Source organism: Gibbsiella dentisursi (genome assembly GCF_039539505.1).
In the GTDB taxonomy this organism is placed as follows: domain Bacteria; phylum Pseudomonadota; class Gammaproteobacteria; order Enterobacterales; family Enterobacteriaceae; genus Gibbsiella; species Gibbsiella quercinecans.
Genome location: NZ_BAABDG010000002.1, coordinates 234,204 through 257,868, shown reverse-complemented (window position 1 = coordinate 257,868; position 23,665 = coordinate 234,204). Strand labels below are relative to the sequence as shown.

21 protein-coding genes are annotated in these 23,665 nt (G+C 55.8%); 14 read left to right on the top strand and 7 right to left on the bottom strand.

Translation table 11 applies throughout. The features are described 5' to 3' along the window. Nucleotides 1-97: 97 nt before the first annotated feature. The 5 genes from lon to bolA form a co-directional block, all read right to left on the bottom strand. A complete protein-coding gene (gene lon, locus ABFX35_RS01555) occupies nucleotides 98-2,452 on the bottom strand; it encodes an endopeptidase La (RefSeq protein ID WP_279023040.1) in 2,355 nt (784 codons plus the stop codon). Between the two features lie 318 nt (nucleotides 2,453-2,770). Continuing rightward, nucleotides 2,771-4,042: an ATP-dependent protease ATP-binding subunit ClpX gene (clpX, locus tag ABFX35_RS01550; RefSeq protein ID WP_095845602.1), complete on the bottom strand. Its 1,272-nt coding sequence runs from the start codon at nucleotides 4,040-4,042 to the stop codon at nucleotides 2,771-2,773. Between the two features lie 155 nt (nucleotides 4,043-4,197). After that, on the bottom strand, nucleotides 4,198-4,821 hold the full coding sequence (gene clpP, locus ABFX35_RS01545) for an ATP-dependent Clp endopeptidase proteolytic subunit ClpP (protein ID WP_095845603.1): 624 nt from the start codon (nucleotides 4,819-4,821) through the stop codon (nucleotides 4,198-4,200). Between the two features lie 432 nt (nucleotides 4,822-5,253). Continuing rightward, nucleotides 5,254-6,555 (bottom strand): trigger factor, encoded by a 1,302-nt coding sequence (tig, locus tag ABFX35_RS01540; protein WP_279023037.1) that lies wholly within the window; start codon nucleotides 6,553-6,555, stop codon nucleotides 5,254-5,256. A 360-nt stretch (nucleotides 6,556-6,915) separates the two neighbouring features. Next, the gene (gene bolA, locus ABFX35_RS01535; protein WP_095845605.1) at nucleotides 6,916-7,230 is read right to left on the bottom strand and encodes a transcriptional regulator BolA; all 315 of its coding nucleotides are present in this window, start codon (nucleotides 7,228-7,230) and stop codon (nucleotides 6,916-6,918) included. A gap of 74 nt (nucleotides 7,231-7,304) precedes the next feature. Here bolA and ABFX35_RS01530 point away from each other — a divergent pair, with 74 nt between their 5' ends. The 9 genes from ABFX35_RS01530 to ABFX35_RS01490 all read left to right on the top strand — a co-directional run bounded on the left by ABFX35_RS01530 (nucleotide 7,305) and on the right by ABFX35_RS01490 (nucleotide 16,476). Next, nucleotides 7,305-7,553 (top strand): hypothetical protein, encoded by a 249-nt coding sequence (locus ABFX35_RS01530; protein ID WP_131929011.1) that lies wholly within the window; start codon nucleotides 7,305-7,307, stop codon nucleotides 7,551-7,553. A gap of 12 nt (nucleotides 7,554-7,565) precedes the next feature. Beyond that, a complete protein-coding gene (locus ABFX35_RS01525) occupies nucleotides 7,566-8,144 on the top strand; it encodes a lipoprotein (protein WP_279023034.1) in 579 nt (192 codons plus the stop codon). A 55-nt stretch (nucleotides 8,145-8,199) separates the two neighbouring features. Continuing rightward, nucleotides 8,200-9,678, top strand: a complete 1,479-nt coding sequence (gene ampG, locus ABFX35_RS01520) for a muropeptide MFS transporter AmpG (protein WP_279023033.1) — start codon at nucleotides 8,200-8,202, stop codon at nucleotides 9,676-9,678. 427 nt (nucleotides 9,679-10,105) lie between these two features. Next, the gene (cyoA, locus tag ABFX35_RS01515; protein ID WP_279023031.1) at nucleotides 10,106-11,065 is read left to right on the top strand and encodes a cytochrome o ubiquinol oxidase subunit II; all 960 of its coding nucleotides are present in this window, start codon (nucleotides 10,106-10,108) and stop codon (nucleotides 11,063-11,065) included. Nucleotides 11,066-11,069: 4 nt separating this feature from the next. Further along, the gene (cyoB, locus tag ABFX35_RS01510; RefSeq protein WP_279023029.1) at nucleotides 11,070-13,061 is read left to right on the top strand and encodes a cytochrome o ubiquinol oxidase subunit I; all 1,992 of its coding nucleotides are present in this window, start codon (nucleotides 11,070-11,072) and stop codon (nucleotides 13,059-13,061) included. After that, nucleotides 13,051-13,665, top strand: a complete 615-nt coding sequence (locus ABFX35_RS01505; RefSeq protein ID WP_095845610.1) for a cytochrome o ubiquinol oxidase subunit III — start codon at nucleotides 13,051-13,053, stop codon at nucleotides 13,663-13,665. The genes cyoB and ABFX35_RS01505 overlap by 11 nt, the downstream gene beginning before the upstream one ends. Beyond that, a complete protein-coding gene (locus ABFX35_RS01500; protein ID WP_095845611.1) occupies nucleotides 13,665-14,003 on the top strand; it encodes a cytochrome o ubiquinol oxidase subunit IV in 339 nt (112 codons plus the stop codon). Before ABFX35_RS01505 ends, ABFX35_RS01500 begins: the two co-directional genes overlap by 1 nt. 17 nt (nucleotides 14,004-14,020) lie before the next feature. After that, nucleotides 14,021-14,911 carry a heme o synthase gene (gene cyoE, locus ABFX35_RS01495; protein ID WP_346080811.1) on the top strand — a complete coding sequence of 297 codons (891 nt, stop codon included), beginning with the start codon at nucleotides 14,021-14,023 and terminating at the stop codon, nucleotides 14,909-14,911. Between the two features lie 200 nt (nucleotides 14,912-15,111). Further along, nucleotides 15,112-16,476, top strand: coding sequence for an MFS transporter (locus ABFX35_RS01490; protein ID WP_279023026.1), 1,365 nt, complete (start codon nucleotides 15,112-15,114; stop codon nucleotides 16,474-16,476). 47 nt (nucleotides 16,477-16,523) lie between these two features. On the opposite strand, the gene ABFX35_RS01485 is transcribed toward ABFX35_RS01490, so the two are convergent. Next, nucleotides 16,524-17,015: a YajQ family cyclic di-GMP-binding protein gene (locus tag ABFX35_RS01485; protein WP_279023025.1), complete on the bottom strand. Its 492-nt coding sequence runs from the start codon at nucleotides 17,013-17,015 to the stop codon at nucleotides 16,524-16,526. A 322-nt stretch (nucleotides 17,016-17,337) separates the two neighbouring features. On the opposite strand from ABFX35_RS01485, the gene panE reads away from it, so the two are divergent. Beyond that, nucleotides 17,338-18,249, top strand: coding sequence for a 2-dehydropantoate 2-reductase (gene panE, locus ABFX35_RS01480; protein WP_346078770.1), 912 nt, complete (start codon nucleotides 17,338-17,340; stop codon nucleotides 18,247-18,249). Then, nucleotides 18,212-18,802, top strand: coding sequence for a protein deglycase YajL (gene yajL / locus ABFX35_RS01475; RefSeq protein WP_346078768.1), 591 nt, complete (start codon nucleotides 18,212-18,214; stop codon nucleotides 18,800-18,802). The genes panE and yajL overlap by 38 nt, the downstream gene beginning before the upstream one ends. Nucleotides 18,803-18,858: 56 nt before the next feature. Here the strand turns inward: yajL and thiI are convergent, their stop codons facing one another. Continuing rightward, entirely contained in the window at nucleotides 18,859-20,307 is a 1,449-nt protein-coding gene (gene thiI, locus ABFX35_RS01470) for a tRNA uracil 4-sulfurtransferase ThiI (RefSeq protein ID WP_279023019.1), read from the bottom strand. A gap of 188 nt (nucleotides 20,308-20,495) precedes the next feature. Between thiI and xseB the strand changes: the two genes are divergently transcribed. From xseB to dxs, 3 genes are all read left to right on the top strand, one after another. Then, entirely contained in the window at nucleotides 20,496-20,759 is a 264-nt protein-coding gene (xseB, locus tag ABFX35_RS01465; protein ID WP_346078766.1) for an exodeoxyribonuclease VII small subunit, read from the top strand. A 5-nt stretch (nucleotides 20,760-20,764) separates the two neighbouring features. Next, complete coding sequence (ispA, locus tag ABFX35_RS01460; protein ID WP_346078764.1) at nucleotides 20,765-21,667, top strand: (2E,6E)-farnesyl diphosphate synthase; 903 nt, start codon at nucleotides 20,765-20,767, stop codon at nucleotides 21,665-21,667. 126 nt (nucleotides 21,668-21,793) lie between these two features. Continuing rightward, nucleotides 21,794-23,659: a 1-deoxy-D-xylulose-5-phosphate synthase gene (dxs, locus tag ABFX35_RS01455; RefSeq protein ID WP_346078762.1), complete on the top strand. Its 1,866-nt coding sequence runs from the start codon at nucleotides 21,794-21,796 to the stop codon at nucleotides 23,657-23,659. The last annotated feature ends 6 nt before the right edge of the window (nucleotides 23,660-23,665 follow it).

The following is a 23,665-nucleotide window of genomic DNA, read 5'->3' as shown; positions in this document are numbered from 1 at the left end:
GCCTGACAGCCCCCTAAGTTAGCGGTACAAAAAAACGCTGGCAAGTCCGAAATAGCTTACCAGCGCAAGATTTATCGATGGTTTTTGCGATCCATCACTATTTTACCGCTACCGGCTGGGCGCCAAAGGCCGGATTTTGCAAGGCGATGTTCAAAACTTCGTCGATTTTCTGAACCGGATGGATCTCCAGATCGGCAATGACGTTATCCGGAATCTCTTCCAGATCGCGCTTGTTCTCGTAAGGGATCAGCACGGTTTTGATACCACCACGGTGCGCCGCCAGCAGTTTTTCCTTCAAGCCACCGATCGGCAATACCTGGCCACGCAGCGTGATCTCACCGGTCATCGCCACATCGGCGCGCACCGGGTTGCCGGTCAAACAGGAGACCAGCGCGGTACACATGGCGATACCGGCGCTTGGGCCGTCTTTCGGCGTCGCGCCTTCCGGCACGTGCACGTGGATATCACGCTTCTCGTAGAAATCTGCGTTGATGCCCAGTTTGTCGGCGCGCGCGCGCACCACGGTCAACGCCGCCTGAATCGACTCCTGCATCACCTCACCCAGGGAACCGGTGTAGGTCAGCTTGCCCTTGCCCGGCACACAGGCGGTTTCGATGGTCAGCAGATCGCCGCCCACTTCCGTCCACGCCAGCCCCGTGACCTGGCCCACGCGGTTTTCGGTGTCCGCACGGCCGTAGTCGACGCGCTGCACGCCCAGGTAGTCTTTCAGGTTGTCGCCGTTGATTTCGATGTGCTTGAGCGACTTATCCATCAACAGCGCTTTTACCGCCTTACGGCACAGCTTGGAAATTTCACGTTCCAGGCTACGCACCCCGGCTTCGCGGGTGTAATAGCGGATGATGCCGATGATCGCGCTGTCGTCGACGGTCAGCTCGCCCTTTTTCAACGCATTACGTTCGATCTGCTTCGGCAACAGGTGCTGCTTGGCGATATTCAGCTTTTCGTCTTCGGTATAGCCGGAAAGACGGATCACTTCCATACGGTCCAGCAGCGGCGCCGGAATGTTCATCGAGTTCGAGGTGGCGACGAACATAACGTCGGACAGATCGTAATCCACTTCCAGATAGTGATCGTTGAACGCCACGTTCTGTTCCGGATCCAACACTTCCAATAACGCAGAAGCCGGATCGCCACGCATGTCGGACGACATTTTGTCGATTTCGTCGAGCAGGAACAGTGGGTTTTTCACCCCGACCTTCGCCATTTTCTGGATCAACTTACCCGGCATAGAACCGATATAAGTCCGGCGGTGGCCGCGGATCTCTGCCTCATCACGCACGCCGCCCAAGGCCATACGCACGTATTTGCGGCCGGTCGCCTTGGCGATCGACTGGCCCAGCGAGGTTTTACCCACGCCCGGAGGCCCAACCAGGCACAGAATCGGCCCTTTGATTTTGCTGACGCGGCTCTGCACCGCCAGGTATTCCAGAATACGGTCTTTAACGCGCTCCAGGCCGTAGTGATCGGTATCGAGCACTTCCTGGGCCTTGACCAGATCCTTTTTCACCTTGCTGCGCGCATTCCACGGCACCTGCAACATCCAATCGATGTAGCCACGTACCACGGTGGCTTCCGCCGACATCGGCGACATCATTTTCAGCTTCTGCAGTTCTGCTTCGGTTTTTTCACGCGCATCTTTCGGCATTTTCGCCGCTTCGATCTTACGCTTCAGCGCCTCATACTCATCCGGCGCGTCGTCCATCTCGCCCAGCTCTTTCTGAATGGCCTTCATCTGCTCATTCAGATAATACTCGCGCTGGCTTTTTTCCATCTGCTTTTTGACGCGGTTACGAATGCGTTTTTCAACCTGCAGCAGATCGATTTCCGACTCCATCATCGCCATCAGGTACTCAAGGCGTTCGGTGATGTCGGACATTTCCAATACTGACTGCTTGTCGCTGAGCTTCAACGGCATATGCGCGGCAATGGTATCGGCCAGCCGTGCGGCGTCGTCAATACTGTTGAGCGAGGTCAGCACTTCCGGCGGGATTTTCTTGTTCAGTTTGATATAGCCTTCAAACTGATTAATGGCCGTGCGCACCAGCACTTCCTGCTCGCGTTCATCAATGGCCGGAGATTCAAGGTATTCCGCCTGGGCGGCAAAGTGTTCGCCACTGTCGGAAAGCGTCGTGATACGCGCGCGCTGCAAACCTTCGACCAACACTTTTACCGTGCCGTCGGGCAGCTTCAGCATCTGTAGGATCGACGCTACAGTACCGACAGAAAACAGATCGTTAATGCCAGGTTCATCCGTTGAGGCCTCTTTCTGTGCCACCAGCATGATCTTCTTATCGTGATCCATTGCCGCTTCGAGGCACCGAATTGATTTTTCCCGGCCAACAAATAACGGGATCACCATGTGCGGATAAACCACCACGTCGCGCAAAGGCAGAACGGGGATTTCAATGCGTTCGGAACGCTCAGGGTTCATAGAGCTCTCTCTTAGTTTAATTTCCGCCAGGTTTGAGGGGAATCTCATGAGACGTAAGCATCTATACCCTTCATCTTTCAAGTTGTCACGGCGTTGGCTACTTTCACGCCTCCGTTGCCCAGTGAACTAAGCGGTTGAAATGAGCGCTTAGCCGCCGCCATGCTGCACGTTGAAATCTATTGGGTATCACGTTTCACAAAATCTGGTTAATGAGTATATGGGGATGAATCTCTTACATTCAACGGCAAGAATGTGTGGAAAAGGAAATGGGGGATAAAATCCCCCATTTCCTGATAACTTTCTGGTTTAGCTGGTTAATTATTCGCCTGATGCCTGCGCTTCAGGCTTGCCGTAAATCAGCAGCGGTTTAGACTGGCCGGCAATCACCGATTCGTCGATCACCACTTTATCCACGCCATCCATTGACGGCAGATCATACATGGTGTCCAGCAACGCGCCTTCAACGATGGAACGCAGGCCACGTGCACCGGTCTTGCGCGCCATGGCTTTCTTGGCAATGGCGTTCAGCGCTTCATCACGGAACTCCAGCTCGGCCCCTTCCAGGTTGAACAATGCCTGATACTGCTTGGTCAGCGCATTTTTCGGCTCTTTCAGGATTTGGATCAGCGCGTCTTCGCTCAGTTCGCTCAGCGTCGCTACCACCGGCAAGCGGCCGATGAACTCTGGGATCAGACCAAACTTGATCAAATCCTCCGGTTCAGCCTGCAGCAGCAGTTCGCCTTCGCTGGCCTTTTCCGCCTCGCCTTTCACCGTGGCGCCAAAACCAATGCCGGAACCGGTGTTGACACGCTGGCCGATGACTTTATCCAGGCCGGCAAACGCACCGCCGCAAATAAACAGGATCTTGGAGGTATCAACCTGCAGGAATTCCTGCTGCGGATGCTTACGCCCGCCCTGCGGCGGCACCGCGGCGATAGTGCCTTCGATCAGTTTCAACAGCGCCTGCTGCACGCCTTCGCCCGACACGTCGCGGGTGATGGACGGGTTGTCTGATTTACGGGAAATCTTGTCGATTTCATCGATATAGACGATGCCACGCTGCGCCTTCTGCACATCGTAATCACATTTCTGCAGCAGTTTCTGGATGATGTTTTCCACGTCTTCGCCGACATAACCTGCCTCGGTCAGCGTAGTGGCATCCGCCATGGTGAATGGCACATCCAGGAAGCGCGCCAGCGTTTCCGCCAGCAGCGTTTTACCGCTACCCGTCGGCCCGATCAGCAGAATATTGCTCTTGCCCAACTCGATGCCATTGCTGGTATCGCCGTTGCGCAGGCGTTTGTAATGGTTGTATACCGCAACCGCCAGCACTTTTTTCGCCGGCTCCTGGCCGATAACATAATCATCCAGGTGCGCACGGATCTCATGCGGGGTTGGCAGTGCGCTGCGCTCGCGATGCGGGGCAACTTCTTTTATCTCTTCGCGAATAATGTCGTTACACAGATCAACACATTCATCGCAGATATACACCGACGGCCCAGCAATGAGCTTACGCACTTCATGCTGGCTTTTGCCGCAGAAAGAGCAGTACAGCAGCTTTCCCGAACCGTCTTTGCGCTTATCTGTCATGAGTCAAACCTCTTCTTTAGTCTTTGTCCCGCAGGAAAACTACGGCAACCGTGCGCCCAAACCTATACCAAGAGCACCGATGATGCTGACACAAAGCGGGCCAAACCCGCTTTGAATATTATAGTAGCCATCGGCCCGCATTGGATTAAGCCACGTTAGCTACGGTGCGTCAGCACGTTGTCCACCAGGCCGTATTCTACCGCCTCTTGTGCAGACAAAAAGCGATCTCGCTCGGTATCAAGTTCGATCTGTTCCAATGACTGCCCGGAATGGTGCGCCATCAGTTCATTCATACGCGCCTTCACTTTCAGAATTTCCCGTGCGTGAATTTCAATATCGGTCGCCTGGCCCTGGAACCCACCCAATGGTTGGTGAATCATCACGCGGGAGTTCGGCAGGCAGAAACGCTTGCCTTTCGTTCCTGCCGTCAGCAGGAAGGCTCCCATGGAGCACGCCTGGCCCATACAAATGGTGCTGACGTCCGGTTTGATAAACTGCATGGTGTCATAGATTGACATGCCTGCGGTAATCACGCCACCCGGCGAGTTGATATAGAGGAAAATGTCTTTTTCCGGGCTTTCCGCTTCCAGGAACAGCATTTGCGCCACAATCAGGTTAGCCATATGGTCTTCAACCTGACCGGTCAGAAAAATGATGCGCTCTTTCAGCAGGCGGGAATAGATATCGTAAGAACGCTCCCCGCGTGAAGTCTGTTCCACCACCATTGGCACCAAAGCCATGCTAGGTGCAAATTGATCTCGTTCGCCACTGTATGACATTACCGTCTCCTAATAGAAATTGCCTTGGCACCCTTACCGACCGATTCTACTTGAGAACGGCCACCATGACTACGCCAAGAATCCGACATACTCCGCGCCTGACCGACGGTTGCTGTCATTGTGCGTTATCCGGCAAACACCCTTTGATGTGAGAGTAAACATTAATTGGGGAGCCTGGCCGTGATTTCAAGGCCAACCGGCAATAACACCACAGCATTTCCTGACAGGCTAATAGCCCTATAGTGGCACAGCGACCACCCCGCCCCTGAGCATCTGGCGTAATGCCGCCGTTACAGAGTAAATATAGTGCATATTGCCATAATTAAGCTGATATTAATCAGCAAGGTGGCAAAAAAGAAAAGCCCGTAACCGAAGCTACGGGCTTTTTTGTTTCAGCGCTGGGCGGCTATCCGCCAGGCGCGTCTACCGGCATTACGCCTGAGTTTGGTTCATCAGTTCGCTGAACGTGGTGGCTTTTTCAGTCACTTTCGCTTTAGCCAGCAGGGCTTCAACCGCCTGCTCTTCCAGCGCTACGTTACGCATGTTGTTCATCAGCTCTTTGTTTTTGCTGTAGAACTCGATGACTTCGCTCGGATCTTCGTAAGCGGAGGCCATTTCTTCGATCAGCGCCTTAACGCGATCTTCGTCTGCTTTCAGCTCGTGGCTGCTGATCACTTCGCTCAGCAGCAGGCCAACCACTACGCGGCGCTTGGCTTGCTCTTCAAACAGTTCGCGCGGCAGCTCCAACGCTTGCTGTTCGTTGCCACCGAAACGCTGTGCAGCCTGGCGGCGCAGCACATCGATTTCACCGTCGACCAGCGCTGCTGGTACGTCGATTTCGTTAGCAGCAATCAGGCCATCGATAGCCTGAGTTTTGATGCGGTTACGCACCGCGCCTTTCAGTTCGCGTTCCATGTTTTTGCGCACTTCGGCACGCAGGCCGTCGAGTGAACCGTCAGCCACGCCGAAACGTTTGATGAACTCTTCGGTCAGCTCTGGCAATTCACGTTCTTCGACTTTCTTCAGAACGATAGCGAACTTGGCGGCTTTACCCTTCAGGTTTTCCGCATGGTAATCTTCCGGGAAGCTCACGTCGATGGTGAATTCTTCGCCGGCTTTGTGACCCACCAAACCTTCTTCAAAACCTGGGATCATGCGGCCCTGGCCCATTGCCAGTACGAAGTCGGCCGCTTTGCCGCCTTCGAACTCTTCACCGTCGATAGCGCCGGTGAAGTCTACAGTTACGCGGTCTTCCGCAGCCACGGCGCGATCGGTTTCTTTCCAGGTCGCCTGCTGTTTGCGCAGGGTTTCCAGCATCGCGTCAACGTCGGCATCGTTCACGTCAACAACCGGTTTTTCAACTTCGATGGTTTCCAGGCCTTTCAGCTCAACTTCCGGATACACTTCGAACTCGACGGCGAAAGTGAAGTCTTCACCTTCTTTGTACTCGCCCGGTTGGTAGTTTGGCGCACCGGCCGGGTTCACTTTTTCTTTGATGATAGCGTCAACGAAGTTGCGCTGCATCAGATCGCCCAGAACGTCCTGACGAACAGAAGCGCCGTAACGACGTTCAACGATGTTCATCGGCACTTTGCCTTTACGGAAGCCATCGATACGCACGTTTTTCGCCGCGTTGATCAACTCTTTTTTAACAGCCTGACTGATGACATCAGCGGGTACAGTAATAGAGAGACGGCGCCCAAGGCCTTGGGTGGTTTCTACTGAAACTTGCATCTTGTTACCTCAAAAAAATCACAGTGCTCGGTCAACTCCGTTCCAAGAACCAGGACGGCCACATAAGAACCGAGTTCCCTGATGTCAGAAGTGTCCCGAAACCATTCCGGAAAAATAGACGCGACATTATAGCGGCGCATGCGGAGGGAGTCGAGGAGAGCAGGGCGGCGAAGACGAGTTAAACTCACACTTTTACCTAATTCCCCTAAAAGAACACCCGCTGCCGCCACATTTGCGCTGCATGCCATACGGCTGCCGCCATCAAAAAAACAGAAACGGCCCGCAGGCCGTCGCAAAATTCGCCAGTAGTAATACCTTAAATCAGGGTGAAAGTTCCACTGAAACCTGTAGATTTAGCCCTTAGGCCAACGTCCCCGCACCGCGGCAAGGCGGTGAAGCCGGCACGGTGTCCTGCAGCCCTTCCCACTCTTTCAAGGTATAGGTATGCAGCGCCAATGCGTGCACCCCGTCGGCCAACTCCTGCGCCAGCGCGCCGTAAATCGCGCGGTGGCGGTTAAGAAAACGTTCGCCGATAAAACGATCGCTGACGATCACCACTTTGAAATGGCTTTCTGAGCCCGCCGGAACGTTATGCCGATAGCTTTCATCAACCACTTCCAGATACGCGGGCTCAAACGCCGCCCTTAACTTTGCCTCTATTTGCTCGCGAATCATAGGATCTCCTTACTACGCCGGCAGAGGAACACGCCATCTAGCTCAATAGTAGCCGTTTTTCATCTGGTTAGACTATGCCCAATAAAAATTTCTCGACAGAGCGCGGAAAAAACCGCCAATCGACGCGCCCGCTTGGGCTTTTTCCGATTGAGAGCGGCGAAAAAGCGTGTTTTCATCAACCACAGTTAAAAATTTGCCGCCCTCCGGCGTTCAACACTTCCCCCGGCCGGCGGCGATGCTATGATGTCGGCGCTTTTATGATGAGCTTTCCCCATTTGATTGGCCTGCGCCGACTGGCGCCCGACAACGCAACCCACGAATGACGAGAACGTAATATGCTAAAAAAACTGTGTATTCCCTTGTTGGCCGCCCTGATGCTTGCAGGCTGCGCCACCAGCAGCAATACCCTGAACGTCACGCCGAAGATCGTCCTGCCGCAACAGGATCCTACTTTGCAGGGTGTCACCATCAGCATCAACGGCGCAGACCAGCGCCCGGATCAGGCACTGGCGAAGGTTAACCGCGACGGCCAACTGATCACCCTGACGCCTTCACGCGATCTGCGCTTCCTGTTGCAAGAAGTGCTTGAAAAACAAATGGGCGCGCGCGGTTATATGATCGGCCCTGATGGGCAGGCCGATCTGCAAATCGTGGTGAACAACCTGTACGCCGACGTTTCTGAAGGGAACCTGCGCTACAACATCACCACCAAGGCGGATATTTCAATCATCGTTCAGGCGAAAAACGGCAGCAAACAGGTGAAAAACTACCGTTCCACCTATAACGTGCAGGGTGCCTTCACCGCCAACAACGACAAGATCACCAGCGCGGTCAATACCGTTCTGGGCGATGTCATCGCCGATATGGCGCAGGACACCAGCGTCAGCGATTTCATCAAGCAGAACGCGCGTTAATCAGTCAATGCCTTAATTGCCGCCCGGAGCATCGGGCGGCGCAGACAAGGATCCCATGTCGAAACAGTATCTGAATATCTTCACCCAGCGTAACTCCGCCATTCTTCTGCTGCTGGGCTTTGCTTCAGGCCTGCCCCTGGCCCTGACCTCCGGCACACTGCAAGCCTGGATGACCGTTGAAAACATCGATCTGAAGACCATTGGGATTTTCTCGCTGGTCGGGCAGGCGTATGTTTTCAAGTTCCTCTGGTCACCCTTTATGGATCGCTACACGCCGCCGTTTCTTGGCCGGCGCCGCGGCTGGCTGCTCATCAGCCAACTGCTCCTGGTGGCGGCCATTGTGGCGATGGGCTTTATGCAGCCCGCGCAACATCTGTGGTGGCTGGCGGCGCTGGCCGTGCTGGTGGCCTTCTGTTCCGCCTCGCAGGATATTGTGTTCGATGCTTATAAAACCGATCTGCTGAGCGCGGAAGCGCGCGGCGCCGGTGCGGCGATCTCGGTGCTGGGCTACCGGCTGGCCATGCTGGTGTCCGGCGGGTTGGCGCTCTGGCTGGCGGACCGTTACCTTGGCTGGCAGGCGACCTACTGGCTAATGGCCGCGCTGATGCTGATCGGCGTCGCCGCCACCCTGATGGCGCCCGAACCGGATGAGCAGGTGCCGGTGCCGCGCAGTATGGAACAGGCGGTGGTCGCGCCGCTGCGGGATTTTTTCGCCCGCAATAACGCCTGGCTCATCCTGCTGCTGATCGTTATGTATAAGATGGGGGATGCCTTCGCCGGCAGCCTGAGCACCACGTTTTTGATCCGCGGCGTCGGTTTCGACGCAGGGGAAGTGGGGCTGGTAAATAAAACCCTCGGGCTGTTCGCCACTATCGTTGGCGCGCTGTTCGGCGGGGTGCTGATGCAACGCCTGACGCTGTTCCGCGCCCTGATGCTATTCGGCATCCTGCAAGCGGTATCAAACGTGGGGTATTGGATCCTGTCGGTGACCGATAAAAACATCATCACCATGGGCAGCGCCATCTTCCTGGAAAATTTGTGCGGCGGCATGGGCACGGCGGCCTTTGTCGCATTGCTGATGACCCTGTGCAACAAATCCTTCTCCGCCACCCAGTTTGCTTTGCTCTCCGCCCTTTCCGCCGTTGGCCGCGTTTACGTCGGGCCGATCGCCGGTTGGTTCGTTGAAGCGCACGGCTGGCCGCTGTTTTATCTGTTTTCTATCGTTGCCGCGCTGCCGGGGCTGTTCCTGCTGGCGATATGCCGGCAAACACTGGAATATACCCAGAACACCGACGGCTTCCTGCCGCGCACCGAATACCGCAATGCCTACCGTTGGGCGCTGCGCTTGCTCACCGCCGGATGTGCCCTGCTGGGGCTTTGGCTGTTGCTGTTGATCGGCAACGCGCTGGGTTGGCTCAACCTGCCGGCGCTTGCCGATAACACGTTAGAGGCCGGCGCGATCCTGAGCGTAGCCGGCATTGCGATGGGCAGCCTGCTCGACTATTTGGCGCTGCGCCGCACCCGCCTGGCGTAATACCTGCGGCGGCCGGTTTTTCCGGCTGCCGCAAAATATGTGGTAACCAAATTTATTTAAAAAGAATCGCCCTAATTATTTTCATCCACAAACGCCAGCAAAAAAATAAAAATAAATACACCTTTTAACTACATTTATTTTACATTAAATATACTTCCGTTTTTGTTTAAAACATAGTCGGTAAAGCGTATAGTCGCCCATAACCGTTGCTTTTCCTGAACATACGGCCAGAGTGCGGCGATGCCATACGGCAACACATTGTTGCTATTGGTAATTGTCACTCAACAGTAACATCTGTGACACCCTTAACAGAAAGTGTCAACAAGGCACTGACACTCCTTGAAGCGTGTTTACAGTGTTGCAACCTTCCCGTAAAATGCCCGCACATATGAAACGACAATAGAGCCTTTGTAATTGAGGTCGTTAGATGAGACTTAAGAAATACAATAAAAGTATTGGGATGCTGTCATTAATTGCATCCACTGTATTGCTCAGTGGCTGTGATACCGTGTTGATGAATCCCAAGGGAGCAATAGGCGTTGAACAACGGACACTGATACTCACTGCGATCGCGCTGATGCTGATCGTTGTGATACCCGTTATCTTTATGGCGTTTGCCTTTGCCTGGAAGTATCGTTCCTCCAACAAAGACGCCAAATACAGTCCGAACTGGTCACACTCCAACAAGATTGAAGCTGTCGTCTGGACCATTCCTATCATTATCATCGCTATCCTGGGCACCATCACCTGGAAAACGACCCACGCGCTGGATCCGTTCAAGCCGATTGTCTCCGACAAGAAGCCGATGACGATCGAAGTGGTGTCGCTTGACTGGAAATGGCTGTTCATCTACCCAGAACAAGGGATTGCGACCGTTAATGAACTGGCTTTCCCGAAAGACGTTCCCGTCGAATTCAAGATCACCTCTAACTCGGTAATGAACTCGTTCTTTATTCCTCAGTTAGGTGGGCAAATTTATGCGATGGCCGGGATGCAGACCAAACTGCACCTGATCGGCAATGAAGCAGGCGAATACAAAGGTATTTCCAGCAGCTTCAGCGGCCGCGGGTTCTCCGGCATGAAATTCACCGCGATCGTCACCCCAACCGAAGGCGACTTCGACCAGTGGGTAGCCAAGGTGAAAGAATCGTCTAACAACCTTAATACCACCGACGACTTTAACAAACTGGCAGAGCCGAGTGAAAACAACCCGGTTGAGTACTTCTCCAGTGTCAAACCGAATTTGTTCAAAGAAACTATTGCCAAATTCATGGGCGACATGCACATGCACCACGGCGCACCGGCAGAAGCCAACGCGCACGAAGGTATGGACATGAGCCAGGGTATGGACATGGGTGAACACGCTCACGCCGGAGCCGAGGAATAATCTGATGTTGGGAAAATTAACACTTGATGCGGTTCCGTACCATGAGCCGATCATCATGGTCACCGTTGCTGCAATTGTGGTTGGAGGCCTGGCACTGCTGGCGCTGATAACATATTTGGGCAAATGGAAGTGGTTGTGGAGCGAATGGCTGACCTCCGTTGACCATAAACGAATTGGTATCATGTACATCATCGTTGCGATGGTGATGCTGCTGCGTGGTTTTGCCGACGCCATCATGATGCGTAGCCAGCAGGCGCTAGCCTCTGCCGGTGAAGCAGGCTTCCTGCCGCCTCACCACTACGATCAGATTTTCACCGCGCACGGTGTCATCATGATCTTCTTCATGGCGATGCCGTTTGTGGTCGGCCTGATGAACATCGTGGTGCCGCTGCAGATTGGCGCGCGTGACGTTGCCTTCCCGTTCCTGAACTCCCTGAGCTTCTGGTTCTTTGTCGTCGGCGTGGTGCTGATTAACCTCTCCTTAGGGGTGGGTGAATTCGCTCAAACCGGCTGGCTGGCCTATCCGCCGCTGTCGGGCAAGGAGTACAGCCCCGGCGTCGGGGTTGATTACTGGATATGGAGCCTGCAGATTTCCGGCCTTGGCACCTTGCTGACCGGCGTGAACTTCTTCGCAACCATCATGAAAATGCGTGCCCCTGGCATGCCGATGATGAAAATGCCGGTGTTCACCTGGGCCGCGCTGTGCACTAACGTGCTGATTATCGTTTCGTTCCCTATTCTGACCGTTACTGTGGCGTTGCTAACCCTGGATCGCTATCTGGGCACCCATTTCTTCACCAATGATATGGGCGGCAACATGATGATGTACATCAACCTGGTTTGGGCCTGGGGCCACCCGGAAGTGTACATTCTGGTGCTGCCGGTCTTCGGGGTGTTCTCTGAAGTAACCGCCACCTTCTCGCAGAAACGTCTGTTCGGCTATACCTCTTTGGTATGGGCAACCATTGCGATTACCGTTTTGTCATTTATCGTATGGCTGCACCACTTCTTCACCATGGGTTCCGGGGCGAACGTTAACGCCTTCTTCGGTATCGCCACGATGATCATTTCCATCCCAACCGGGGTGAAAATCTTCAACTGGCTGTTCACCATGTATCAGGGCCGCATTCAGTTCAACTCCGCTATGCTGTGGACCGTTGGCTTCATCATCACCTTCTCCATCGGTGGGATGACCGGCGTGCTGCTGGCCGTGCCGGGCGCAAACTTCGTGCTGCACAATAGCCTGTTCCTGATTGCGCACTTCCACAACGTTATCATCGGTGGCGTGGTGTTCGGCTGCTTCGCCGGCCTGACCTACTGGTTCCCGAAATCCTTCGGCTTCACGCTGAACGAAACCTGGGGCAAACGCGCATTCTGGTTCTGGATCATCGGGTTCTTCGTTGCCTTCATGCCGCTGTACGCGCTGGGCTTCATGGGGATGACCCGCCGTATCAGCCAGAACATCAACCCTGAGTTCCATCCGTTGCTGATGGTGGCTGCGGGCGGTGCGGCGCTGATTGCCTGCGGTATCCTGTGCCAGTTGATTCAGATCTTCGTCAGTATCCGCGATCGCGATCAGAACCGCGATCTGACCGGTGACCCGTGGGGCGGCCGTACGCTTGAATGGTCTACCTCTTCACCACCGCCGTTCTACAACTTTGCCATCACCCCGGAAATTCACGATCGTGACGCATTCTGGGATATGAAAGAAAAAGGCGAAGCGTATAAGAAACCGGCGAAATACGAACAGATCCATATGCCTAAGAACACCGGCGCCGGCGTGATTATCGCCTTCTTCAGCCTGGTATTCGGTTTCGCGATGATCTGGGAAATCTGGTGGATGGCGATCATCGGCTTCATCGGCATGATCGTGGTCTGGATTGCCAAGAGCTTCGATCAAGATGTTGATTACTATGTGCCTGTTGCCGAAATTGAGCGCATTGAGAACCAACACTATGAACAAATCAGCAAAGCAGGCGTGAAACATGTCAACTGATACTCTGACTAACCATAACGCAGCCCATGCAGAGCATGGGCACCATGAGGCGGGAGAGACCAAAGTCTTCGGATTTTGGATCTACCTGATGAGCGACTGTATTTTGTTTGCGAGCTTGTTCGCAACCTATGCAGTACTGGTTAATGGGACCGCAGGCGGTCCCTCTGGCAAGGATATTTTCGATCTGAAGTTTGTGTTGGTCGAAACCTTCCTGCTGTTGTTTAGCTCCATTACCTACGGCATGGCGATGATCGCCATGAACAACGGTAAAGTGAGCGGCGTTAACCTCTGGCTGTTCCTGACCTTCCTGTTCGGCCTGGGCTTTATTGGGATGGAAATCTATGAATTCCATCACCTGATTACCGAAGGCTTTGGCCCGGATCGCAGCGCATTTCTGTCCAGCTTCTTTGCGCTGGTGGGGACGCACGGGATTCACGTTGCTTCCGGCCTGATCTGGATCGTTGTGATGATGCTGCAGGTGGGCAAACGCGGCCTGACCAGCACCAACAAAACCCGCCTGATGTGCCTGAGCCTGTTCTGGCACTTCCTGGACGTGGTGTGGATCTGCGTATTTACCGTTGTTTACCTGCTGGGGGTTATGTAATGAGCCATTCATCCCATGAAACCTCTCACGGCGGCGCAAGCCACGGCAGCGTCAAGTCTTACCTGATCGGCTTTATTCTGTCGATCATCCTGACGGTGATCCCGTTTGCGATGGTAATGAACGGCGCAGCCTCTCATTCCACTATTCTGGCGGTTGTTGTCGGCATGGCAGTAATTCAGGTGATTGTTCACCTTGTTTACTTCCTGCACATGAATACCTCATCGGAAGAGCGCTGGAACCTGGTGGCATTGCTGTTTACCGCTATGATCATCGGTATTGTTGTGGTGGGTTCACTCTGGATTATGTACAACCTCAACGTCAATATGATGGTCAGTTAAGAGCCGAGCCGCACGTGATGATTAAGCAATACCTGCAAGTAACGAAACCAGGAATTATTTTCGGCAATTTAATTTCTGTCGTCGGGGGATTTCTGCTCGCGTCCAAAGGGAGCATCGACTATCCCCTGTTTCTCGCCACCCTGGTCGGGGTTTCGTTGGTGGTCGCATCGGGTTGTGTTTTCAACAACTATATCGATCGCGACATCGACAAAAAAATGGAGAGAACGAAGAATCGGGTGCTGGTAAAAGGCCTGATCGCACCGAGTGCCAGCCTGGTTTACGCTACCGTCCTGGGTATTGCCGGCTTTGTCCTGCTGTATACCGCGGCCAACCCACTGGCCATGTGGCTGGCGGTGATGGGCTTTGTGGTTTATGTCGGCCTTTATAGCCTGTATATGAAACGCCACTCGGTCTACGGCACGCTGATCGGCAGCCTGTCCGGCGCTGCGCCGCCGGTGATCGGCTACTGTGCCGTCACCAACGAGTTCGACGCCGGAGCGCTTATCCTGCTGGCGATTTTCAGCCTGTGGCAAATGCCGCATTCCTATGCGATTGCCATTTTCCGCTTCAAGGATTACCAGGCCGCCAATATCCCGGTGTTGCCGGTGGTGAAAGGCATTTCCGTCGCCAAGAACCACATCACGGTCTACATACTGGCGTTTATGATCGCCACGCTGATGCTGGCCCTGAGCGGTTATGCCGGCTACAAATACCTGATTGTCGCCGCGGCAGTGAGCGTATGGTGGCTGGGTATGGCGTTGCGCGGCTATAAGGCTGAAAACGACAGTATCTGGGCGCGCAAGCTGTTTGTGTTTTCGATCGTCGCCATCACCTCCCTGAGCGTGATGATGTCAATCGACTTCAGCACCAGCACGGCGCAGGAAGCGCTGCTGACCTACGTGTGGTAAGCCGTAAACATCGCCGTATTGCATGGGCCGCTTTTGCGGCCCATTTTATTCGTATCGTGGGGCGCACCGGTAATATCTGTTAAACAACATTCGATTTACCCCCCCTGCCCCACACACTAAAATGCTTCCACTATTTTTAGAAACCATTCGGCAGGCCGTGCAGCGCAATCGCCTGCCGAATGGTTTTTACCGAGGTAACAATGAACGACAATACCATGACTCCACAGGAACGGCGGGCAACCTGGGGGCTCGGCGTAGTTTTCTCGCTGCGCATGCTCGGCATGTTTATGGTGCTGCCGGTCCTCACCACCTATGGGATGGCGCTGCAAGGCGCCAGTGAGGCGCTTATCGGCTTCGCCATCGGCATTTACGGTTTGGCGCAGGCCGTGTTCCAGATCCCCTTCGGATTGGTTTCCGATCGTATCGGCCGTAAGCCGCTGATTGTCGGCGGCCTGCTGCTGTTTACCCTCGGCAGCGTCATTGCAGCCGTGACCGATTCCATCTGGGGGATCATTCTGGGCCGCGCCCTGCAGGGGTCCGGCGCCATCGCCGCAGCGGTGATGGCGCTGCTGTCCGATCTGACCCGCGAGCAGAACCGCACCAAAGCCATGGCCTTCATCGGCGTCAGTTTCGGCATTACCTTCGCCATCGCCATGGTGATCGGCCCGATTGTCACCCACGCCTTTGGCCTGCACGCGCTGTTCTGGATGATCGCCGTGCTGGCGCTGGCCGGGATTGCCATCACGCTGTTGGTGGTGCCCAATGCCGACAGCCACGTGCTGAACCGCGAATCGAGCATCGTCAGCGGCAGCTTTCACAAAGTGCTCCGCAACCCCAGCCTGCTGAAGCTCAACCTCGGCATCATGTGCCTGCATATTCTGCTGATGTCGAGCTTCGTGGCCTTGCCGCTGGCAATGGAACAGGCGGGGCTGGCGGCGCAACAGCATTGGGTTGTTTATCTGGTAACCATGCTGGTGTCGTTTGCCGCCGTCGTGCCTTTCATCATCTATGCCGAGAAAAAACGCCGCATGAAGCGGGTTTTCACCGGCTGCGTGGTGGTTTTATTCTGCGCCGAGATAGTGCTGTGGTTCTCCGGCGCCCACCTGTGGGGCATTATCGCCGGCGTTCAGCTCTTCTTCGTCGCCTTTAATGTAATGGAAGCGATTCTGCCTTCGTTAATCAGCAAGGAATCCCCCGCCGGTTATAAAGGCACGGCGATGGGGGTCTACTCCACCAGCCAATTTATCGGCGTGGCAATCGGCGGCAGCGCCGGCGGCTGGCTGTATGGCCTGCTGGGCGCGGGCGGCGTATTCATTGCCGGGGCGTTGGTGGCCGCACTGTGGTTCCTGGTATGCCGCACGATGAAAGAGCCGCCGTACGTCAGCAGCCTGCGCATTACGCTGTCTGAGCTGGCGGTGAAGGATTCTGCGCTGGAACAGCGTTTGAAAGCGCAACCGGGCGTGGCGGAGGCGATCGTCGTGGCGGATGAGCGCAGCGCCTATGTGAAAGTGGACACGCAGCAGACGAATCGCCGGCAGTTAGAAGCGTTAGTCAATTCACTGTAAAGCCAAGGGCCAGCATGCTGGCCCTTGGCATTGTCTGGGCAGAAAAGTTAATCGCGGAAGTTCTTGAACTGGAACGGCTGCCCCAGATCCCCGCCGCGCACCAGCGCCATCACGCTTTGCAGATCGTCACGCGATTTACCGGTCACGCGCACTTCATCGCCCTGAATCTGCACCTGTACCTTCAGTTTGCTGTCTTTGATCAGCTTCACCAGCTTCTTGGCCTGCGTGGTTTCAATACCCTGCTTGAGCTTAGCCTCGACGCTGTAGGTTTTGCCGCTGTGCTCCAGCGCATCCGGGATCTCCAGCGCCGCGCCGTCGATGCCGCGCTTGGCCAGCTTCTCACGCAAAATATCCAGCAACTGCTTCACCTGGAAATCCGATTCGCTGGCCACTTTGATGCTTTCGTTTTTTTCGTTCAGCTCAAAACTGGCCGGCACGTTGCGAAAATCCCAACGGGTGCCGAGATCGCGTGACGCATTGTCAACGGCGTTACGGACTTCCTGCATATCAATTTCAGAAACGATGTCAAAAGATGGCATACTTCCTCCTTCTGAATACGACCTATCCCAGTAGGCGTATTGGTCATCGCCACCCAGAGCGCTTACGGGCCCGACATGGCAAATAAATTTAGCCTAAAACAACGTTAGGCCATTCGATGGCGAGCATAATAACCGCTTTACCCGGGAAGACAAAACTCTACGGATCGCCGTGGTGAGCCCGGCAACGCGAAAGTCTATAATGATAAGACCGCCGTTGAGCGGAACCCCGAACACCAGGACAGTGCCCCGCAATAGGCCGTGGCGCCCAATGACCGCCAGCGGCGCTGACGTACGATTGCGGGGCACTGCTTAGGGAGGCAAAATGAAAATAACGGTTCTTGGTTGCGGCGCGCTCGGCCAACTGTGGCTCGCCCAACTTTATCGGCAAGGGCACGAGGTACAAGGATGGCTCCGGGTGCCCCAACCTTTTTGCCCGGTGAATGTCATTGCCCCCGACGGCAGCGTATTTAACCACAATCTTCCGGCTAACGATCCCGCGCACCTGGCGCAAAGTGAACTCCTGCTGGTCACACTGAAAGCCTGGCAGGTTTCCGGCGCGGTCAACGCTCTGCTGCCACACCTAAACCCCCAATGCGCCGTATTGCTTTTGCATAATGGCATGGGTACCCAGGATGAGTTGGACGCCAACAGCCAGCCGATGCTGCAAGGCACCACCACCCACGCGGCGCGCCGTGACGGCTCGACCATTATTCATGTGGCTAACGGCACCACTCATATCGGCCCCACCTCGCCCGGCGCCATGCACCTCAGCAGCCTGGCCGAAGTGCTGCATCAGGCGCTGCCTGACGTTGCCTGGCACAACAACATCACGGCGGCCAACTGGCGCAAGCTGGCGGTGAACTGCGTGATTAATCCACTCACCGCGCTGTATGACTGCCGTAACGGCGCGCTGCGCCAACACCTGCCGGAAGTCGAAGCCGTCTGCAACGAAGTTGCCGCCGTCATGGAGATGGAAGGTCTGCACACCTCCAGCGAAGGGTTGCTGCTGTATGTGCTGCAAGTGATCGACAGCACTGCAGACAATATTTCCTCTATGCTGCAGGACATTCGCGCCCAGCGGCACACCGAGATTGATTACATCAACGGTTACGTGCTGCGCAAGGCGCGCAGCCACGGCCGTGTGCTGGCGGAAAATACCCGATTATTCGAACTGATTAAGAAAAAGGAAAATGATTATGAGCGTATCGGCGTTGGTATGCCTGGCACCTGGTAGCGAAGAAACCGAAGCCGTCACGGCGATCGATCTGTTGGTGCGGGCCGGCGTTAAGGTCACCACCGCCAGCGTGGCGGGGGACGGCGGGCTGACCATTACCTGTTCGCGCGGCGTCAAACTGCTGGCGGATGCACCGCTGGTGACGATTGTGGATGAGCCGTTTGACGCCATTGTGTTGCCCGGCGGCCTGAAAGGGGCCGAATGCTTCCGCGATAGCCCGCTGCTGGTGGAAAAAGTCCGCCGCATGCACCTGCAAGGCAAAATCGTCGCCGCCATCTGCGCGGCGCCGGCGCTGGTGCTGCAACATCACGATCTGTTCCCGGTGGGTAACATGACCGGCTTCCCCGGGCTAAAAGACAAGATTCCGCAGGATAAATGGATGGAGCGCCGCGTGGTGTTTGACCCACGGGTCAACTTGCTGACCAGCCAAGGGCCGGGCACCGCCATGGAGTTCAGCCTGAAGCTGATCGATTTACTGTTGGGGAAAGCGAAAGCGGCGGAAGTGGCGGCGCAGTTGGTGTTGATCCCAGGGATGTACGATTTCAGCGACTGATCCCTTCAGGCCGCAGCGTTGCCGGCTGCGGCCTGAAAGCGGTTCATCGTAAAGCGTTAAGGGCGATACACTTTAACGTTGGTGTAGCCTTGCTCCAGCAGGTACAGCGCCTGCAGGCGGCTCATCACGCCGCGCTCGCAGTACAGCAAATAGGTTTTGCTCTGGTCCAGATCGCCAAACTGGCTGCCAAGCTTGTAGAACGGCAGCGATTTCACTTCAACCTGCGCCAACTGCAGCGGCTTTTCATCCTGCTCGTCAATCGCGCGGATATCCAGAACCACATCGCTGGCAGCGAACGCCGCCACGGTCTCGACTTCCGTTACCTGTTCCTGAACTTCGCTGGCGATAGTGCGGATATCGATGTTTTTCGCCTCGCGCACCACGCGATCGAGGATAGTGAAGTCGAACTTGCCCTCCTCCTCTTCGATCTTTTCTTTAACCGCCTTCACCGTTGGACTTTTGGAAATCACACCGCAGTATTCCGGCATGGTTTTGGCGAAGTCTTCGGTGCCAATCGCCCGTGCGATATTGATGATGTGCTCTTTATCATGGGAGATCAGCGGGCGCAGAATCAGCGTGTCTGACACATTGTCGATCAAACGCAGATTGGTGAGCGTTTGGCTGGATACCTGGCCCAGCGCCTCGCCTGTGACCAGCGCCTGCACGCCGTAGCGCTCCGCCACCTGGGAAGCGGCACGCACCATCATGCGTTTCAGCACCACACCCATCTGGCCGTCATCAACTTTTTCCAGGATCTCCCCCACCACCGGTTCAAAATCAACCGCCACAAAACGCACTTTGTGCGAGCTGCCAAAGCGATTCCACAGGTAGTGCGCCACCTGCTTAACGCCGATTTCATGCGCCGAGCCGCCGAGGTTAAAGAAGCAATAGTGCACACGGCAGCCACGGCGCATCAGCATATAGCTGGAAACACCGGAATCAAAGCCGCCGGAAATCAACGACATAACGTCTTCCTGCGTACCGATCGGGTAACCGCCGATCCCTTCACGGCGCGCTTTCACCAGCATCAACTTATCGTCTTCGATCTCCAGATTAACCGTCACCTGCGGGTGCGTCAGTTTGACCCGCGCACTGGCGATATGCTGGTTTAAACCGCCGCCGACGTAGCGCTCCACGTCCTGGGAATTGAAGTCCTGTTTGCCGCGGCGCTTAACGCGCACGCAGAAGGTCTTCCCTTCCAACTGATCGCGATAGGCTTCCAATGTTTGTTCGAAGATATGGTGAATATCGGTATAGGCGCGGTCTTCCACCTCGAGAATATGGTGGATACCGGGAATACGCGTCAGCGCATCGGCAATTGCCGGGCGCTGGTTTTCGTCTTTGGCGCGCACCTCGATGAAATCCCAGTGCCGCACCACCGCCAGCGTTTCATCATACTGCTTCAGGACGTTACGAATGTTGGTCGTCAGGATCTTGATGAAGCGTAAACGCACAGATTGGCTTTTTATGGTGATTTCTGGGAACAATTTAATGATAAACTTCATGGCGGTCTTTATAGTCAGATAAGGATTTCGGGGGAAAAAGAGTCACAATATATTCGGCGGTCGGAGTATATCACCATCTGGTGCCGCTCTGCGCGCAAAACCATACATGCGCGCCATGATTTACTGTTCAAAATCCGCTACGATAGTCTTTAGCCCTACTGTTCACATGATGATGTAAAAAGAAAATTATGCCGAAAAAACCTGCACAATCAGGCAGTACCGAGCAAACCCTTAGCTTTGAAAGCGCGCTGCAGGAGCTGGAAGGGATCGTCACCCGTCTGGAAACGGGCGAACTACCACTGGAAGACGCGTTGAACGAATTCGAGCGCGGTGTACAGCTGGCGCGCCAGGGCCAACAAAAGCTGCAGCAAGCGGAACAACGCGTGCAGATCCTGCTTAACGACGGCACCGATGAAGCGCCCCTGACGCCTTTTACCCCGGATGCTGAGTAATTGCTATGACTGACTTTAACAGCCAGTTACAGGCCTATCGCCAACGGGTCGATCGCGCACTGACGGATTTTCTTGCCCCCTTGCCCTTCAACGACAGCAGCCTGGTGGAAGCCATGCGCTACGGCGCACTGCTGGGCGGCAAACGGCTGCGCCCGTTTCTGGTGTACGCAACCGGGCAAATGTTTGGTCTGCAGCCAGGCAGCCTGGATGCCCCGGCAGCGGCCATAGAGTGCATCCATGCCTATTCGCTGATCCATGACGATCTGCCGGCGATGGACAATGACGATCTGCGCCGCGGCCTGCCGACCTGCCACATCAAATTTGGCGAAGCGAATGCGATTCTGGCCGGCGACGCGCTGCAAACGCTGGCGTTCACCATCCTGGCGGATGCCGAGATGCCCGATGTCGCCCTGTGCGATCGTCTGGCGATGGTTTCCGAGCTGGCCAGCGCCAGCGGCGTCGCCGGCATGTGCGGCGGCCAGGCGCTGGATCTGGCCGCGGAAGGCCTTCAGATTAATCTGGAAGCGCTGGAGCAGGTTCACAACCATAAAACCGGCGCATTGATCCGCGCAGCGGTGCGCCTGGGCGCGCTGGCTGCGGGTGAGAGAGGCCGCGCCGCCCTGCCGTTGCTCGATCGCTACGCCGCAGCCATCGGGCTGGCGTTTCAGGTTCAGGATGACATTCTTGATGTCATCGGTGAAACTGCCAAGATTGGTAAACGCCAGGGCGCCGATCAACAGCATGGCAAAAGCACCTACCCGGCCTTACTCGGGCTTGACAGCGCGAAGGCAAAAGCGTGGGATCTCTACCAGGAAGCATTAGCCGCCCTGGATGCCCTGGCAGCGCAATCTTATAACACCGCGCCACTACGAGCGTTAGCCAGCTTCATTATTGAACGCGATAATTAATGTGTAACGAACGTTATACCCCATAGATTTCGAGGTGCGGCTGGCCACATCGCTCAGTGGCCGGGCTACGTGATGGCCGCTGCACCCTGGAAGATAAAGGGCATACTCCTCTGATATGAGCATCGAATGAGTCTTGATATAGCCAAATACCCAACATTGGCGCTGGCGGAAAACCCCGAGGAACTCCGCTCCCTGCCGAAAGAAAGCCTGCCGAAGCTGTGTGACGAACTGCGGCAATACCTGCTGGACAGCGTCAGCCGCTCCAGCGGTCACTTTGCTTCCGGGCTGGGTACCGTCGAACTGACGGTGGCGTTGCACTACGTCTATAACACGCCGTTCGACCACCTGATATGGGACGTGGGGCACCAGGCCTATCCGCACAAGATCCTCACCGGCCGGCGCGATCGCATCGCGACCATCCGCCAGAAAAACGGCCTGCACCCTTTCCCGTGGCGCGCGGAAAGCGAATATGACGTGCTGTCCGTGGGCCACTCGTCCACCTCGATCAGCGCCGGGCTCGGCATGGCGGTAGCCGCCGAGCGCGAGGCCAAAGGCCGCCGCACGGTGTGCGTGATCGGCGACGGCGCCATCACCGCCGGCATGGCGTTCGAGGCCATGAACCACGCCGGCGATATCAACCCGGATATGCTGGTGGTGCTGAACGACAACGAGATGTCGATTTCCGAAAACGTCGGTGCGCTCAATAACCACCTGGCGCAGTTGCTGTCCGGCAAGCTGTATTCCACGCTGCGCGAAGGCGGCAAAAAGGTGCTTTCCGGCCTGCCGCCGTTCAAAGAGTTGGTGAAACGCACCGAAGAACACCTGAAAGGCATGGTGGTGCCGGGCACGCTGTTCGAAGAGCTGGGTTTCAATTACATTGGCCCGGTAGACGGGCATGACGTGCAAGGGCTGGTCGCCACGTTGAAAAACATGCGCGATCTGAAAGGCCCGCAGTTACTGCATATCATGACCAAAAAGGGCCGTGGTTACGCCCCAGCGGAGAAAGATCCGATCAGCTTCCACGCGGTGCCGAAGTTCGATCCGGCCAGCGGTACGCTGCCCAAGAGCGCCGGCGGCCTGCCGACTTATTCAAAGATTTTTGGCGAATGGCTGTGTGAAACCGCCGCCAAAGACAGCGCGCTAATGGCAATCACCCCGGCGATGCGCGAAGGCTCCGGCATGGTGCAGTTCTCGCGTGAATATCCGCAGCAGTATTTCGACGTGGCGATCGCCGAACAGCATGCGGTAACCTTTGCCGCAGGGCTGGCGATCGGCGGTTACAAGCCGGTGGTGGCCATTTACTCCACGTTCCTGCAGCGCGCCTACGATCAGGTGATACACGACGTGGCGATTCAAAACCTGCCGGTGCTGTTCGCGATCGATCGCGGCGGCATCGTCGGCGCCGACGGCCAAACCCATCAGGGCGCATTCGATCTCTCTTTCCTGCGTTGCATCCCGAACATGGTGATCATGACGCCGAGCGATGAAAACGAATGCCGCCAGATGTTGTACACCGGTTACCATTACAGCGGCGGCCCTAGCGCGGTGCGCTACCCGCGCGGCAACGGCACCGGCGCCAAACTTGAACCCCTGGCGGCCCTGCCATTGGGTAAAAGCGTGGTGCGCCGCCAGGGCGAAAATATCGCGATCCTCAACTTCGGCACGCTGCTGCCTGCGGCGCAAGCCGCGGCCGAAGCGCTGAACGCCACGCTGGTGGACATGCGCTTTGTCAAACCGCTGGATGAACAACGGGTATTGGAAATGGCGGCCAGCCACAGTGCACTGGTGACAGTGGAAGAGAACGCCATCATGGGCGGCGCCGGCAGCGGCGTGAATGAACTGCTGATGGCGAAGCGCCAATGGGTGCCGGTGCTTAATATCGGCCTGCCGGATCGTTTCATTCCGCAGGGCAGCCAGGAAGAAATACGCAGCGATCTGGGCCTGGATGCGGCCGGGATCCAGCGGCAAATTGAAACCTGGCTGGCACAATAATCAACC